This window comes from Eubacteriales bacterium mix99 (assembly GCA_038396605.1).
Taxonomy (GTDB): domain Bacteria; phylum Bacillota; class Clostridia; order Caldicoprobacterales; family DTU083; genus UBA4874.
The window spans coordinates 2,541,891-2,556,140 of the sequence record CP121690.1 but is presented as its reverse complement, the minus strand read 5'-3'; the positions used below and the strand labels follow the sequence as shown (position 1 = coordinate 2,556,140).

Annotated in this window: 13 protein-coding genes and 9 tRNA genes; 20 read left to right on the top strand and 2 right to left on the bottom strand. The window is 48.4% G+C overall.

All coding sequences use genetic code 11. The features are described 5' to 3' along the window. The first annotated feature begins 85 nt into the window (after positions 1 to 85). The 19 genes from QBE55_11380 to QBE55_11290 all read left to right on the top strand — a co-directional run bounded on the left by QBE55_11380 (position 86) and on the right by QBE55_11290 (position 12,073). Positions 86 to 159, top strand: a tRNA-Gly gene (locus QBE55_11380). 4 nt (positions 160 to 163) lie between these two features. Next, positions 164 to 240 (top strand) — tRNA-Arg (locus QBE55_11375). A gap of 23 nt (positions 241 to 263) precedes the next feature. Beyond that, a tRNA-His gene (locus QBE55_11370) sits at positions 264 to 340 on the top strand. Between the two features lie 26 nt (positions 341 to 366). Further along, a tRNA-Gln gene (locus QBE55_11365) sits at positions 367 to 442 on the top strand. 3 nt (positions 443 to 445) lie between these two features. Further along, positions 446 to 518 (top strand) — tRNA-Lys (locus QBE55_11360). 46 nt (positions 519 to 564) lie between these two features. Beyond that, positions 565 to 649: transfer RNA gene (locus tag QBE55_11355), tRNA-Leu, on the top strand. A gap of 58 nt (positions 650 to 707) precedes the next feature. Further along, positions 708 to 782: transfer RNA gene (locus QBE55_11350), tRNA-Gly, on the top strand. A 6-nt stretch (positions 783 to 788) separates the two neighbouring features. Continuing rightward, positions 789 to 865 (top strand) — tRNA-Arg (locus QBE55_11345). Positions 866 to 910: 45 nt separating this feature from the next. After that, positions 911 to 986 (top strand) — tRNA-Lys (locus QBE55_11340). A 197-nt stretch (positions 987 to 1,183) separates the two neighbouring features. Then, the gene (locus QBE55_11335) at positions 1,184 to 1,357 is read left to right on the top strand and encodes a DUF1540 domain-containing protein (GenBank protein ID WZL78122.1); all 174 of its coding nucleotides are present in this window, start codon (positions 1,184 to 1,186) and stop codon (positions 1,355 to 1,357) included. A gap of 148 nt (positions 1,358 to 1,505) precedes the next feature. Beyond that, positions 1,506 to 3,239, top strand: coding sequence for an indolepyruvate ferredoxin oxidoreductase subunit alpha (gene iorA, locus QBE55_11330; GenBank protein ID WZL78121.1), 1,734 nt, complete (start codon positions 1,506 to 1,508; stop codon positions 3,237 to 3,239). After that, positions 3,236 to 3,823, top strand: a complete 588-nt coding sequence (locus QBE55_11325) for an indolepyruvate oxidoreductase subunit beta (protein WZL78120.1) — start codon at positions 3,236 to 3,238, stop codon at positions 3,821 to 3,823. The genes iorA and QBE55_11325 overlap by 4 nt, the downstream gene beginning before the upstream one ends. A 1-nt stretch (position 3,824) precedes the next feature. After that, complete coding sequence (gene alr, locus QBE55_11320; protein ID WZL78119.1) at positions 3,825 to 4,967, top strand: alanine racemase; 1,143 nt, start codon at positions 3,825 to 3,827, stop codon at positions 4,965 to 4,967. Continuing rightward, on the top strand, positions 4,964 to 5,533 hold the full coding sequence (locus tag QBE55_11315) for a 5-formyltetrahydrofolate cyclo-ligase (GenBank protein WZL78118.1): 570 nt from the start codon (positions 4,964 to 4,966) through the stop codon (positions 5,531 to 5,533). The genes alr and QBE55_11315 overlap by 4 nt, the downstream gene beginning before the upstream one ends. 111 nt (positions 5,534 to 5,644) lie before the next feature. Then, the gene (locus QBE55_11310) at positions 5,645 to 6,157 is read left to right on the top strand and encodes a hypothetical protein (GenBank protein ID WZL78117.1); all 513 of its coding nucleotides are present in this window, start codon (positions 5,645 to 5,647) and stop codon (positions 6,155 to 6,157) included. Between the two features lie 228 nt (positions 6,158 to 6,385). Further along, positions 6,386 to 7,195, top strand: coding sequence for a cyanophycinase (locus QBE55_11305; GenBank protein WZL78116.1), 810 nt, complete (start codon positions 6,386 to 6,388; stop codon positions 7,193 to 7,195). Positions 7,196 to 7,201: 6 nt separating this feature from the next. Continuing rightward, on the top strand, positions 7,202 to 9,853 hold the full coding sequence (gene cphA, locus QBE55_11300; protein WZL78115.1) for a cyanophycin synthetase: 2,652 nt from the start codon (positions 7,202 to 7,204) through the stop codon (positions 9,851 to 9,853). A gap of 91 nt (positions 9,854 to 9,944) precedes the next feature. After that, positions 9,945 to 10,835 (top strand): phosphatidylglycerol lysyltransferase domain-containing protein, encoded by an 891-nt coding sequence (locus QBE55_11295; protein ID WZL78114.1) that lies wholly within the window; start codon positions 9,945 to 9,947, stop codon positions 10,833 to 10,835. A gap of 71 nt (positions 10,836 to 10,906) precedes the next feature. Beyond that, a complete protein-coding gene (locus QBE55_11290) occupies positions 10,907 to 12,073 on the top strand; it encodes a GNAT family N-acetyltransferase (protein ID WZL78113.1) in 1,167 nt (388 codons plus the stop codon). On the opposite strand, the gene QBE55_11285 is transcribed toward QBE55_11290, so the two are convergent. Together QBE55_11285 and miaB are read right to left on the bottom strand one after the other, a co-directional pair. Continuing rightward, on the bottom strand, positions 12,054 to 12,509 hold the full coding sequence (locus QBE55_11285) for a YlbF family regulator (GenBank protein WZL78112.1): 456 nt from the start codon (positions 12,507 to 12,509) through the stop codon (positions 12,054 to 12,056). The two genes, QBE55_11290 and QBE55_11285, sit on opposite strands and share 20 nt — an antisense overlap. Then, positions 12,506 to 13,924 carry a tRNA (N6-isopentenyl adenosine(37)-C2)-methylthiotransferase MiaB gene (gene miaB / locus QBE55_11280; protein ID WZL78111.1) on the bottom strand — a complete coding sequence of 473 codons (1,419 nt, stop codon included), beginning with the start codon at positions 13,922 to 13,924 and terminating at the stop codon, positions 12,506 to 12,508. The genes QBE55_11285 and miaB overlap by 4 nt, the downstream gene beginning before the upstream one ends. Before the next feature lie 105 nt (positions 13,925 to 14,029). Here miaB and QBE55_11275 point away from each other — a divergent pair, with 105 nt between their 5' ends. Continuing rightward, positions 14,030 to 14,236, top strand: a complete 207-nt coding sequence (locus QBE55_11275) for a hypothetical protein (GenBank protein WZL78110.1) — start codon at positions 14,030 to 14,032, stop codon at positions 14,234 to 14,236. Positions 14,237 to 14,250 lie beyond the last annotated feature (14 nt).

Genomic DNA, 14,250 nt, shown 5'->3' with positions numbered 1-14,250 from the left:
ACGAATGGTTTACATGGAATTCCAGTAAGTTTTTGTTGACATCAATGGTTAAATATGATAACATATTAACTTGTCAGCATGAAGTGCGGGTGTAGTTCAATGGTAGAATTCCAGCCTTCCAAGCTGGTTGTGTGGGTTCGATTCCCATCACCCGCTCCATTATGCGCCTGTAGCTCAGCTGGATAGAGCAACGGACTTCTAATCCGTAGGCCAGGGGTTCGAATCCCTTCAGGCGCACCAATAATCAGGATTATTATATTATGGTGGGTGTAGTTCAGCTGGTTAGAGCGCCAGATTGTGGCTCTGGAGGTCGTGGGTTCGAATCCCACCACTCACCCCATTAAGTGATGTCTGCTGTTATTATTTTGGGGCGTAGCCAAGACGGTAAGGCACGGGACTTTGACTCCCGGATTCGTAGGTTCGAGTCCTGCCGCCCCAGCCATATGGCCCATCAGCACAGTCGGCAGAGCACCTGACTCTTAATCAGGGTGTCCGGTATTCGAATCGCTGAGGGGTCATCAGAGGAATAGCGAGTGCAAAGCGAATAAAACGGCCGGGAGATATGCGGGCGTGGCGGAATTGGCAGACGCGCTAGACTTAGGATCTAGTGCCTTATGGCGTGGGAGTTCAAATCTCTTCGTCCGCACCAATTCGTACTTGCCATTTTTCACGAGATGCGCTATAATGGCTGATGTTCCTGAAAATAAGCGGGAGTGGCTCAGTGGTAGAGCGTCGCCTTGCCATGGCGAATGTCGCGAGTTCGAATCTCGTCTTCCGCTCCATTGTTTGCGCCCATAGCTCAGCTGGATAGAGTGACAGACTTCGAATCTGGAGGTCGTAGGTTCGAATCCTACTGGGCGCGCCAAGTTTCAGTTTTGTATCCGCTTTTATAAGTACCATAGTTTCATATGGACCATTAGCTCAGTTGGCAGAGCACCTGACTCTTAATCAGGGTGTCCAGGGTTCGAGTCCCTGATGGTCCACCACAGATGGTTCTGGGGATTCCGGGTTTTAGGAATTCCTTTTTTTTATGCCCAAAATAGGGGGGCGCCAATTGGTCGCCACGGCATCCAATCCATTTATTTTTCGCCTGTAATTTTCCATATATTTCATTACTATTGTTGTAATATTTGATCTCAAATCAATGGATACTATATATAAGAAAAGAGGAGGCGATACAGAAATGTATGGAAAATCGGAAAAAACGCAGCAACATCTGCAGGGCGTCAAATGTGTGGTAAACTCCTGCTATTATCACAAACCCGGAGATTACTGCCAGGCAGCAGAAATCGAAATACAGCCGCCGCACGCCCAGAACACCACGGAAACAGACTGTTCCACTTATATACAGGAGTAAGTTCCAGGGAAGGACCTGCTGTCCTTCCTTTTTTCTTTTCCCTGCTTTCCTTTTACATTTTACTTTCTTTCTGTCCGTTTATCTTGAGTTCGCGAAAATTATGGTATAGAATAAATACAATATCAGTTCAGGGTCATGGGGGAATTATGTGAAAAAATTGATGTTGGGCAACGAAGGAGTGGCCAGAGGTGCATATGAAGCCGGTGTCCGGGTGGCAGCTGCTTATCCGGGCACACCAAGTACCGAAATAGCGGAGACAATTGCAAAGTATGATGAGGTGTACGCAGAGTGGTCACCCAATGAAAAGGTTGCATTGGAAACAGCGATAGGCGCTTCCATTGGAGGAGCCCGGGCTTTGGTATGCATGAAGCATGTGGGACTGAATGTTGCGGCAGATCCCCTGTTTACCGTTGCTTATACCGGAGTGAACGGAGGGCTGGTCATCGTCACAGCAGATGATCCCGGCATGCACAGTTCCCAGAATGAACAGGACAGCAGATATTATGCGAAAGCGGCTCATATCCCGATGCTGGAGCCCGCAGACAGTCAGGAAGCAAAGGATTTTACCAAACTGGCATACCGCATCAGTGAGGCTTATGATACACCGGTACTGATCCGAATGACGACCCGCGTATCCCATTCCCAGAGTATTGTAACTCTAAAGGAGCGACAAGAGGTCGGTAGGAAGGCATATTATAAGGATTCCGCGAAATATGTCATGATGCCGGGTATGGCACGGAAGAGGCATATCGTTGTGGAAAAGCGGGAAGCGGAGCTGTCGGAAGCAGCAGAACAACTTTCTGTCAACCGGATGGAGAGCAAGGACCCTTCCATTGGAATTATTGCAGCCGGCATAGCCTATCAATATGCAGCGGAAGCTCTTCCGGATGCTTCCATTCTAAAGCTTGGCATGGTGCATCCACTGCCTATAAAACGGATTAAGGAATTTGCATCCAGGGTAAAAAAGCTATACGTTGTCGAAGAGCTGGAGCCAATACTGGAAGACGAAATCAAAAGCCGGGGAATATCCGTAATCGGAAAGGAGCTTTTTTCCAGACAGGGGGAGCTCAGCGCCTGGATTATTAAGGAAAAAATCACCGGGATAACGCCCCGGTTCTCCGGCTTCCCGGAAGAATTGCCGGAAAGACCGCCCGCTTTGTGTCCCGGATGTCCGCACCGCGGAGCCTATTATGTGATGAAGCGTCTGAATCTGACGGTCGTGGGAGACATTGGCTGCTACACCCTCGGTGCCCTCCCACCGCTGAACAGCGTGGATGCCAGTATCTGCATGGGAGCCAGCATTGGCATGGCTTTGGGAATGGAAAAGGCAAGAGGCCGGGATTTTTCCAGGAAACTGATTGCAGTGATAGGGGATTCCACGTTCATTCATTCCGGGATTACCGGGCTGATCGATGTGGTATACAATCAGGGAATTACGACAGTAGTGATTCTCGACAATTCAACAACCGGGATGACCGGCCATCAGGATCATCCGGCTACCGGCAAAAACATCAAGGGGGATCCGGCTCCGATATTGAATTTATACGCTCTGGTAAAGGCAATCGGCATCCCGAATGTCCGGGTAGTGGATCCTTTTGATATCGAACAGGCCGAGAAAATCCTAAAGGAAGAAACCAAAAGGGAAGAGCCTTCCGTGATCTTTTTCCAGAGGCCCTGTGTCCTGTTATCCAAAAAATCCGGATTGCCCTGTTTCATAGATCATGAGAGCTGCAAGTCCTGTGGATCCTGTCTCCGTCTTGGTTGTCCGGCTATTTTGAAAAAGGAAAACCGGATCGGGATCAACCAGCAATTGTGCAATGGGTGCGGCTTGTGTCAGAATGTATGCCGGTTCCATGCCATAGAGGGAGGCAGCAAAGAATGAAGGACACGAATATACTGATTGTAGGGGTCGGGGGGCAGGGGACGCTCCTGGCCAGCAGAATATTGGGTCAACTGGCAATGAATTGTGGTGTTGATGTGAAAATATCCGAAGTTCATGGCATGGCGCAGCGGGGTGGAAGCGTCGTGACACATGTCCGATTCGGGCATCACGTTTCATCGCCCCTGGTGGAACGTGGACAGGCTGACATCATACTGGCCTTTGAGAAACTGGAGGCTTATCGCTGGCTTCCTTATCTGCGGGACAACGGAATCCTGGTAGTAAACGATCAGGAAATCGATCCCATGCCGGTTATTATGGGCATATCCAAATATCCTGAAGGGCTTTCCCAAAAATTGAAATTCCGGTGCGGACAACTGGCTTGGATTCCTGGAATGAAGATTGCAGAGCAAGTCGGCAATCTGAAAGTAACGAATACTGCGCTTCTTGGTGCTTTGGCCAGATATCTGGAAGCCTCTCCGGAAACATGGCAGAAAGCAATAGAAGAAACCGTGCCCCCAAAAACTGTGGAAGCCAACCGGAAAGCTTTCTCCATGGGATATGCCATACAGGAGGAAACGAAATAATATGAGACCAACGATTGCACGAATTGACCTGTCAAGACTGAAACATAATATACAGGGCCTGCGATCCCTGATTTTACCGGAAACCGAGTTTATGGCAATTGTCAAGGCAAATGCCTATGGCCATGGTGCAAAGGAAATTGCAGCCGGTGCCATTGCAGCCGGTGCCTCCCAGTTAGGCGTTGCCCTGCCGGAAGAGGGAGCGGAATTGAGGGAAGCAGGAATAGCCGCACCGATTCTGGTCCTGGGGGAAATCGATGAAGAACAATGCACAGCCGTTCTTCAATATGGACTGACCCAGGCAGTACCGTCCCTTCCCACAGCCCGTTGTCTGAATCAGGCAGCAAAAAAAGCAGGTAAAACAGCGAAGGTCCATCTGAAGCTGGATACCGGAATGGGCCGAATCGGTTTTAGGAGTCGGAAGGAGCTGCAGGATGCAGCAGACGAACTGAAAGACATGAAAAATCTGTCCATTGAAGGAGCTTTTACCCACTTTGCTTCGGCTGACGAAGAGGATCCTGCATTTACCCGGGAACAAATCAAAAAGTTTCATCTTATGATCCGGTTTCTGCAAAATAGCGGATTTCCTCTCCGCACGGTCCATGCCTCCAACAGTGCCGGGATTTTCCGGTTTCCGGACGCCAACTACAACCTGGTAAGGGGCGGGATCAGTATGTATGGCTACTTTCCATTCCCGACCGAACGAAAGGAAACGATCCGGCTCCTGCCCGTATTGCAATGGGAAACCCGGATTGTCCATATAAAAACGGTGGAAGCGGGGTGCAGCATCAGTTATGGACGGACTTACGTTGCACGGGATACAAGAACGATTGCAACCCTGCCGGTGGGATATGCAGATGGCTACAACCGGCTGCTGAGCAACCGTGGAAGTGTTCTGATCCATGGAAAACGGGCACCTGTGGTCGGGCGGATCTGCATGGACCAGACCATGGTGGACATCACCGATATACCGGGAATTGTTACAGGAGATCCGGTCATTCTCATTGGAGAACAGGATGGAGAAGCCATTACGGCGGATGACCTGGCAGATTTATGTGGAACGATTTCCTATGAAATCCTGACATCCATCAGCGAAAGAGTGCCAAGACTTTATATCCATTCTCATTCTAAGGAAGAAATGAAATGAACAAGCGGGAAATCAGGCGGAACATGGCTTCCGCAAGGGATCGGATTCCGGATAGGGAAAGGCAATCCAGGAGCCAATCCATTGAAAGACATCTGACTGCCCTGGAGGCATATGAAAAGGCAGAGGTTCTTCTGACATACGCAAGCTTTCGCAGTGAAGCAGATACACTGGGCCTGATCCGGACAGCGCTGGAAACGGGCAAACGGGTTGTCGTGCCAGTATGCGTACCCAATAAAAAAAGAATCCTGCCCTGCGAAATACAGAGCCCTGACGACCTGATGCCCGGCTATTTTGGGATCCCGGAGCCTCCAAAGCAGTTCCGGAGGCAGATACGTGTGGAGGAAATTGATCTGGCTGTCATCCCGGGACTGGCATTTGACCGGAAATTCAACCGATTGGGATACGGAGCCGGTTATTATGATCGCTTTCTGCCGAAAATGCGCAGGGACGCTGCGAAAATCGGGATTGGTTTTGCCTTTCAGCTGGTGGATCAACTGCCGGCGGATCCATTTGACGTACCAATGGATGGAATTATTACGGATTCCGATTGGATCGGGAGGAAATAGCAGGAAAGCAACAGCAATCAGTACTGGAAATCCAGCCTGTTTTCGTGTAAAATAGAATGGAATTGAAAATTTGTTGCTTTCAGATAAGAATGAAAAAGGGGAGAACCGGATATGGGGTACGGAAAATTTGGATGGAAACTGCTGGGCACCCATGCACTGATGACGGTGATACAATTATTCCTTTATTTTTTATTGTTCAGTATTTTTCCAAAAAATGAGATCTATCAATGGGCAATGGGCATTTTCTTTATCTTCCTATTTTGGGTGGTGATCTATGCGGATGCCAGCTATTATGGCCAAAATGATCTGAAGAGGGGCACGTTCCAAAAAACGAAGGGCTTTCTCTCCGGATTGATTGCATCCATTCCCGGCATCCTGTTGTATGTTGGTTCGTTGATTTACCAACCCATTGAAATCGCTTTGCGATGTTGGTTAATTCCCTATGTCAAACTGTTTGTGGCATTTGAGAATGTCATGCCCTATGTTGCCATTGTGTTTATCCTGATGTTTCCGGTTGTATCCGGTGTCAGCTATCTGGATGGGATACGGAGACGAAAAAAGGTTCTGGAATCCATTCAGAAAAAGGATGCAATGCGGGGCAAGCTTTCCAAACGGGATGGTTAATGGAAGTCCAGGCATTTAACGGAAGTTTCGGGCTGTGAATGAACAGAGTGAAAAGCAGCCGATAGGAGAAGCAATTCAAAAACATAAGACAGTACTTATATGCAGGTAAGAGCATCCTTTTGGGTGCTCTTTTTATATGGTTTTCACTGATATACTAAAAGTTCCCAGTTTGAGTATAAAACCGAGGCTTTACTGGAAGAATATATGTATCAAAACAGGAGGTTCAGAATGGAAGGGCATAAAAAAGGAACTCTTATCATTATAGGTGGTGCAGAGGACAAGGAGAAAGACTGCACCATTCTCACAAAGGTTGCCGAGCTTTCCGGGGAAGAGGCGGGTAAAATCGTTATTTTGACCGTCGCGACGGAATTTCCATCAGAAGTAGGGAAGGAATATAAAAAATTGTTCTCCCGACTGCATGTTTCGAACATTGATGCACTGCATATTGAAATGCGCGAAGATGCCGATGATCCGGCAACGCTGCACCGTTTGGAAGGTGCGACATGTGTGTTTTTTACCGGAGGGGATCAATTGAAGATTACGAGTTTGATTGGCGGAACCAGGACTGATTGGTTTTTGAAGGAAGCTTTTTCCGATGGGCTGATTCTTGCAGGAACCAGTGCCGGTGCCTCCGCCATCAGCGAGGTAATGATTACTTCCGGAAATGACGATCAGGCGCCGAAAAAATGCACGGTCAAAATGGCACCTGGTCTGGGTTTTCTGAGCGGTGTCGTCATTGACCAGCATTTTGCACAGAGAGGCAGGACCGGGCGACTCCTGGCAGCCATTGCGCAAAATCCCCATATCCTTGGAATCGGTATCGACGAAGACACGGCTGTCGTGGTTTATCCGGATGAAACCTTTGAAGTAATCGGCTCCAATGCCGTTACGATTCTGGATGGGGTTCGCTTAAGCTATACCAATGTTTCCGAATCCTACCCGGATGATATTCTGGCACTGACCGACGTTACCCTTCATATTCTTCCTCATGGATACGAATTTGATATACGAAACCGTGTCCCTATCTTAAGGAGGTAAATTCTTTTGCAGATACGTGAATGGAAAGCCTATTCCGGGCGAAATATATACAGCCATCAAAAAGTAATCAAAATAATTGTTGATTTGGAGGAGTGGCGTGATATCCCGACCGTGCAAATTTGTGACTTTAATGAGCGGATCCTGGAATTGCTGCCTGGACTTCGCACTCATCATTGTTCGCTTGGATTTGAAGGCGGATTTCAGAAAAGGCTGGAGGAAGGGACCTATCTGGCTCATGTTATTGAACACAGTACATTGGAAATTCTGAATCTTGTCGGTCAATCCGTCTCGTTCGGCAGGGCAAGGCAGATCGGTGACAGCAGCAGCTATACGGTACTGTTCGCTTACCAGGAAGAGCATTCCGGTCTGGAAGCAGGAAAGGTGGCTGTTCAGATGGCAAATGCCCTCTGCTCCGGGGAACCGTTCGATTTGAATCCCGGATTGAAGCAAATCAGGGAACTGATGTCCCGTTATGGACCTGGGCCCAGTACACAGGCTATTGTTAATGCCGCCGTGGACAGAGGCATTCCGGTAACAAGGATCGGCAAGGGAAGCATTATTCAGCTGGGATATGGAAAATACAATAAGAAAATAGAAGGAACCCTGTCGGACAGTACCAGCTGCATTTCCGCAGACATGGCCTGTGACAAGACCGTAACCAAGGAACTGCTCAGCCGGGCAGGGATCCCTGTTCCGGGGGGAGTTGTCTGCCTGACGGCAGAGGAAGCTGTAAAAGCAGCAAGGAAAATCGGATGGCCTGTGGTAATCAAACCAGTCAACGGAAACCAGGGGAAAGGGGTGTCCCTGAACATTCAGTCTCCGGAAGAAGTTGCAGAAGCATTTCCCATTGCAGCCAAAATCAATGAAAACGTTTTGGTGGAGGAGTTTGTGAAAGGCAAGGATTATCGGGTACTGGTCATAGGGGATCAGGTATCTGCCGTATCTCTCCGGATGCCTGCCTTTGTCATGGGCAACGGAAGGCAGACCATAGCCGAACTGGTGCAGCAGAAAAACAGGGATGAAAGACGGGGAACCGGTCACGAAAAGCCCCTTACCAAAATTATCATTGACGAGATCAGTCAGAATATATTGAAAAAACAGGGATACTCCCCGAAAAGCATTCCGAGGGAAGGGGTACGGATTTACCTCAAAGCCAACGGAAACCTCAGCACAGGCGGAGAAGCCATGGACTGCACGGAAAAAATACATCCATACAATCAGGAGCTCGCCATCCGGGCAGCGAGAATTCTTGGACTGGACATCGCCGGGGTGGATATCGCATGTGCCAATATCAGCAAACCCCTGCTGCACGGACAGGGAGCCGTCCTCGAAGTAAATGCCTCTCCCGGTATCCGGATGCATCTTTTCCCATCCAGGGGAGAACCAAGAAAAGTTGGAAACGCCATTGTGGATATGCTTTTCCCATATGGGAGCAGACATTCTATCCCCATTTTTTCGATTACCGGGACCAATGGAAAGACAACCACAACCAGAATGATAGCACATATTCTGAAATCCTGCGGTCAAACTGTTGGAATGACAACAACCGATGGTATTTACATCAATGACCAGTGCATTTTGAAGGGAGATACAACCGGTCCGGAAAGCGCTCAAATCATCCTGACGGACAAGGCAGTGGATGCAGCCGTCCTGGAGACGGCCCGCGGAGGATTGATACGTTCCGGCCTGGGATATGATCTGGCAGATGTCGGAGTCCTGACCAATATCAGTGAAGATCATCTGGGCCTGGATGGGGTGGAAACTCTGGAAGATCTGCTTCATGTAAAGTCGTTGGTTGTGGAAGCCGTCAAAAGCAACGGGTATGCTGTCCTGAATGCAGACGATCCCCTGGTGGTCCAGGCTGCTGAGCAGACAAAGGCAAATGTAATATATTTTTCACGGCAGGAAGACAACCTGATTGTTCATAAACATATTTCGGCAGGAGGGATCGCCGTCTTTCTCAAGGATCATTATATTACCCTTGCGACGGGGAATGGATTGCTGAAAAGTCTGTCGGTGGAACAGATTCCTGCCACCTTCGGAGGCAAGCTGATCTATAATATTGAAAATTCGCTGGCGGCTTTCAGTGCCGCCTATGCCCTGAAGATTCCGCTGCATGTTATCGAAAGCGCCATGACCTCTTTCTACTGCGATGAAATCCATAATCCAGGCAGATTCAATATTTTTAACATCCGGGATTTCCGGGTCGTGGTGGATTATGGACATAATATTGCAGGATACGAAAGGACTACAGAAGCCGTCCGGAAGATGGGTGGATCCCGACTGATCGGAATCATTGGCACTCCGGGGGATCGGGAGGATTCTGCCGTAAAGAAAATAGGATTTATTGCCGGAAAGTCTTTTGACCGGATTATTATCAAGGAGGATAAGGACTTAAGAGGCCGTAAACCGGGAGAAATCTCACAACTGTTATTGTCCGGCGTCCTTTCGGCGGGCCTTCCAAAAAGTGCTGCATCCCTGATCCGGAAGGAAGAAGAAGCGCTTCGCCATGCAATGGATCACGCCATTGCCGGCGATATCATTGTGATTTTTTATGAGAAGCTGGAGAGCTTGATGAAAATAATCAATGAGGAGACATCAAAAAGAGTCAGGGTAAAAGAACGGGAATCATCTGAAATTACACTGGCAAAAGCCTGATAGATGTCGGTAAGGGCCCTGCAAAGGGCCCTTTTGTTTTAGCCTGTAAAAACGTGTATAATAGGAGGCAGGATGAATAGGAGGTATCTTTGTGATAACATTCAAGGACATCGAACTGAAAGATAAGGCCCTGTTTGACCAATATTTTGCCGCCAGGAATTATGAAAGCTCCGAATCCACTTTTACTGATCTGTTTATCTGGAGAAATTCCGATCAATTGAAATATACAATGATCCAGGATTATTTATGTATTGTAGCGAAATATCGTCATTTGTATCCCTATGCTTTTTCTCCCCTGTGTATGGGGGAAGGCACCTATGATAAGGTCCTGCCTGTTCTGGCAGACTGTTTCCATAGTGAGGGATTTCCACTGGTTCTGAAAGCGGTTACCGAAGACCGGAAAAGAGAAATGGAAGAAGCTCTTCCGGGTAAATTGATCTTCTGTGAGGACCGCAGCAATTATGATTATGTCTATTCCACGAAGGAATTAATCGAACTGAAGGGAAAGAAGTTCCGACAGAAACGAAACCACATCAACAAATTCAAGAAAAGCTATGAATACCAGTATGAAGCATTGAACGACACCAACCTCTCCGAATGTCTGGACACTGAACTGGTATGGATTTCCGGAAAGGAAGGGGACGAAAGTATCCTGGAGGAAAAGAGAGCTGTTTATGATATTTTGACCAATTATCGTGCCCTGAAGGTCACCGGGGGAGTACTGCGCATCAATGGTTCGGTACAGGCATTTACCCTTGGGGAACTGCTAAATCCCAACATGGCAGTCACGCATATTGAAAAGGCGAATACGGATTATGACGGCTCCTTTCCCATTATGAATCAGCTGTTTACCGCAAAGGCCTGGTTCCATATTCCCTACATCAATCGGGAAGAAGATATGGGGATTCAGGGAATGCGCAAGGCAAAGGAATCCTATCATCCGGTAAGGATGATCAAGAAGTATACCGGATTTTATATATAAAAAACCGCAGGGAACCCGCGCCCATTCTTATTCCAGCTTGTCTTGCGGACAGCGACAGAATGGAGGTTACAATGAAAAACGGAAATACCGTTACACGACTGGCCCTGGACCAGGAAACTTCACAGGTACGGGACTTATGGGCATACTGTTTTGATGACAGCCCGGAGTTCATTGATTTTTTCTTTCAATTTTGCTATAAGCCAAAAAACACTTTGGTTACAGTGGAGGGGGACCGGGTTTGTTCCTGCCTTCAGCTGTTGCCCTATCGGATGCAGCTTCGGGACAGGCCGATTGACGTAAGCTATATCGTGGGAGTTGCAACCCGGCCGGAGTACCGGGGAAGAGGACATGCAGCCCGGCTGCTGCAATATGTCGATACGATCCTGCGGAAACGCAATATCCACTGTTCCATTCTTTTGCCTTTTCAATATGATTTCTATCGAAAATACGGGTGGGAGATCTGTTATGATCTGCTGACCTATCGGAAAATGGAAGTGTTGAAAACCACCGGCAAACTGACCGGAAGTTATCGGAGATTGGGGATCTGCGACAGAAAGATTCTGTCCGATTGTTATCTGCGTTTTATGAAGGGATTTCATGGTTATTTCATTCGAAACCAGAACAACTGGGAGAAGATTCTTCGGGACCTGGAGCTGGATCATGGCATGGGCTTTCGCTATCTGCAGGACAACATCACAACCGGATATATCCTGTATACCATTTGTAATAAGAAACTCTGTATCCGTGAGCTTATTTATCAAAATCCGGAAGCCAAGGAGGCTTTGCTTCAACTGGCCTTTCATCACATGGGACAGATAAGCCGGATCGTGTGGAAAGCTCCTTCCACGGATACCACCTATTTATCCATGAAGGACTCACGGGGGAAAATGGAAAAGGAAACGTTCGTCATGGGAAGGATCCACAATATCATCGGCGCTTTATCCGGAATCCCTTTTTCCGCAGATCCTTTTGTTCTCCAGGTATCCGATCCGATGATTCCAGGCAACAATGGATGCTATTTTCTGAAAGAAAAAGGTGCTGCTCTGGACATTACAGCCACCGGGAAAGAGCCGGATGTCCATATGGATATCCGCACTCTTTCCCAATTGCTTTGGGGCTTCTGTACCGCTGATTCTTCCCTGGCGGAAGGGCGTTTGGAATGCAGGGAGGAATGGGTGATGACAAGCCTTGGTGCACTCTTTCCTCCCAGGAACAATTTTATGACGGAGGAGTATTGATTCCCATCCGGGCTTTCGGACAGCCTTTGCATCCCCTGCAGCCACCTGCCGGCCCAAATTGGGAATCCTCATCCGGCTCCATGCAGTAGAACTTCAGGACCTGATTGATCTGATAGATCAGGTCCTGAAAGGCATTTCCCGTCTGATCGTACTTTGCAATCAGCGAGTTGGCTTTCCTGTCCCTGTCCGCTTTTTCCAGGGAATCAGACAGGCTTGCAATTTCTTTCTTTTTATTCTCCGGATCTGTCTGCAGTTGAATCCGCTCCTGATATGTTTTCCGGTAAACCCGCATCAGATGGCTGGCTTCTTCATCGTCTGCCATTTCCTTCTCCGCATCCCTGTAGTCCAGTATTTCCTGGGACTGCGCCAGAGCCTGTCCCAGCTCTCTGGCCAGCTTCATGAGTTCCGAACGGGAAACCTCTGTCTCTTTGGTCATTTTTCGATCGCCTCCCCCTCCAGAGACCAGGAATGAGCCCTGGCAATCCGAACCATGGCCAATTGCCCGGCAAGTTCCGCACTGCCCCTGAAATTCACGGTCTTATTGGACCGGGTCCTGCCGGTAAGAACATCCGGATTGTTTTTACTGGAACCCTCCACCAGCACTTCCACAACCCGTCCATCATATTCCTGGTTTTTTTTCCTGCTTATTTTATTTTGCAACGCATTCAACCGATAAAGCCTTTCCTTTTTTTCCTCCAGGCTCAGCGGATCCTTCCGCTTTGCGGCAGGAGTACCGAACCGCGAGGAATATAGGAAAGTATAGGCAGAATCATACTGAATCCGCTCCACGAGATCCAGGGTCTCCTGAAAATCCTCTTCCGTTTCCCCCGGAAAACCAACAATGATATCCGTGGTCAGTGCAATATCCGGTATGGCCTGGCGGGCCCTGTCCACCAAAGTGCAATAGCTTTGCGCAGTATATCTCCGATTCATTGCCTGAAGGATCCGGTCACTGCCTGCCTGAACGGGTAGGTGGAGATGCTCACATACCTTGTCGCATTCTGCCATGGCAAGGATCAGGTCATCGGACAGGTCCTTGGGATGGGATGTCATGAACCGGATTCTTTCCATCCCGTTTATTTGATTGATCTCCCTGAGCAGAGTGTGGAACGGAACAGGGGTTTCCAGATCCTTTCCATAGGAATTCACATTCTGTCCCAGCAGGGTGACTTCCCGGTATCCCTCCCGTGCAAGCTGACGGATTTCTTCCAGAATATTTTCCGGCCGACGGCTTCTTTCCCTCCCACGAACGTAAGGAACAATGCAATAACTGCAGAAGTTGTTGCATCCATGCATGATGGTGACCCATGCGCCTGTACCGGCAGCCCGTTTCAGAGGAATGGATTCGGATTCGCTGAGCTCTCCTTCGGTATCCGGAATCTCCACTACTGTTTTCCTGGACTCCAAAGCCTGCAGCAGCAGGGAAGGGAAGTGGGGAAGACTGTGCGTTCCAAAAACCAGATCAATAAAGGGAAACTTCCGGACGAGATCGGCAGATACATCCGGCTGCTGCATCATGCATCCGCAGACGCCGATGATCCGGTCGGGATTTTCCTGTTTGTATGACTTTAAGGCTCCTACATTGCCATAGACTCTGCGCTCGGCATTGTCCCGGACACAACAGGTATTGAACAGGATCAAATCCGCTTCCTGCTGTTGATCGGTCTCCTCATAACCGATTTCCGACAGCATTCCGGCCAACATTTCGGAATCATGCACATTCATCTGACAGCCATAAGTTATAATATGGTATTTCAATCCGGAACCGAGTATCTGTTGTTGCAGAATCGCTATGGCATGTTTCTCCTTCTCTTTTTTCGAAACAGCAAAAGCATGGTTTTCAGCCGGCATATTTGTCTCCCTTTCCAATCATAATAAATTTATTATATCGATTGTTTGCCTTTTGTGCAAGTTCCTGAGGCTTTCGGGAATACTCACTTTAAAAGGAGGGTTTCCATGGCATTGCTTCATTTTCTGAAATTATGGTCGACCTCGTATTTTGTCGGACTGGCAGTGATCTGCGGGCTGATCCTTTCTTTTGTTTACCCCCACTTGCTGAAAGACGACCGGTATCCGGTGGAATACAAAATCGGAAAATACGTTGGGTATTTTTATATCGGAGGCGGTTTGGTCCTTTTGCTGATTTCCACGCTCTTTTCCTGACAGAAAGTCCGTTT

Coding starts and splice junctions, on each gene's coding strand:
- QBE55_11315 (WZL78118.1), top strand. CDS start 4,964: ATGAACAAGCGGGAAATCAGGCGGAACATGGCTTCCGCAAGGGATCGG.
- QBE55_11335 (WZL78122.1), top strand. CDS start 1,184: ATGTATGGAAAATCGGAAAAAACGCAGCAACATCTGCAGGGCGTCAAA.
- miaB (WZL78111.1), bottom strand. CDS start 13,924: ATGCCGGCTGAAAACCATGCTTTTGCTGTTTCGAAAAAAGAGAAGGAG.
- QBE55_11275 (WZL78110.1), top strand. CDS start 14,030: ATGGCATTGCTTCATTTTCTGAAATTATGGTCGACCTCGTATTTTGTC.
- QBE55_11285 (WZL78112.1), bottom strand. CDS start 12,509: ATGACCAAAGAGACAGAGGTTTCCCGTTCGGAACTCATGAAGCTGGCC.
- QBE55_11310 (WZL78117.1), top strand. CDS start 5,645: ATGGGGTACGGAAAATTTGGATGGAAACTGCTGGGCACCCATGCACTG.
- alr (WZL78119.1), top strand. CDS start 3,825: ATGAGACCAACGATTGCACGAATTGACCTGTCAAGACTGAAACATAAT.
- QBE55_11290 (WZL78113.1), top strand. CDS start 10,907: ATGAAAAACGGAAATACCGTTACACGACTGGCCCTGGACCAGGAAACT.
- QBE55_11305 (WZL78116.1), top strand. CDS start 6,386: ATGGAAGGGCATAAAAAAGGAACTCTTATCATTATAGGTGGTGCAGAG.
- QBE55_11325 (WZL78120.1), top strand. CDS start 3,236: ATGAAGGACACGAATATACTGATTGTAGGGGTCGGGGGGCAGGGGACG.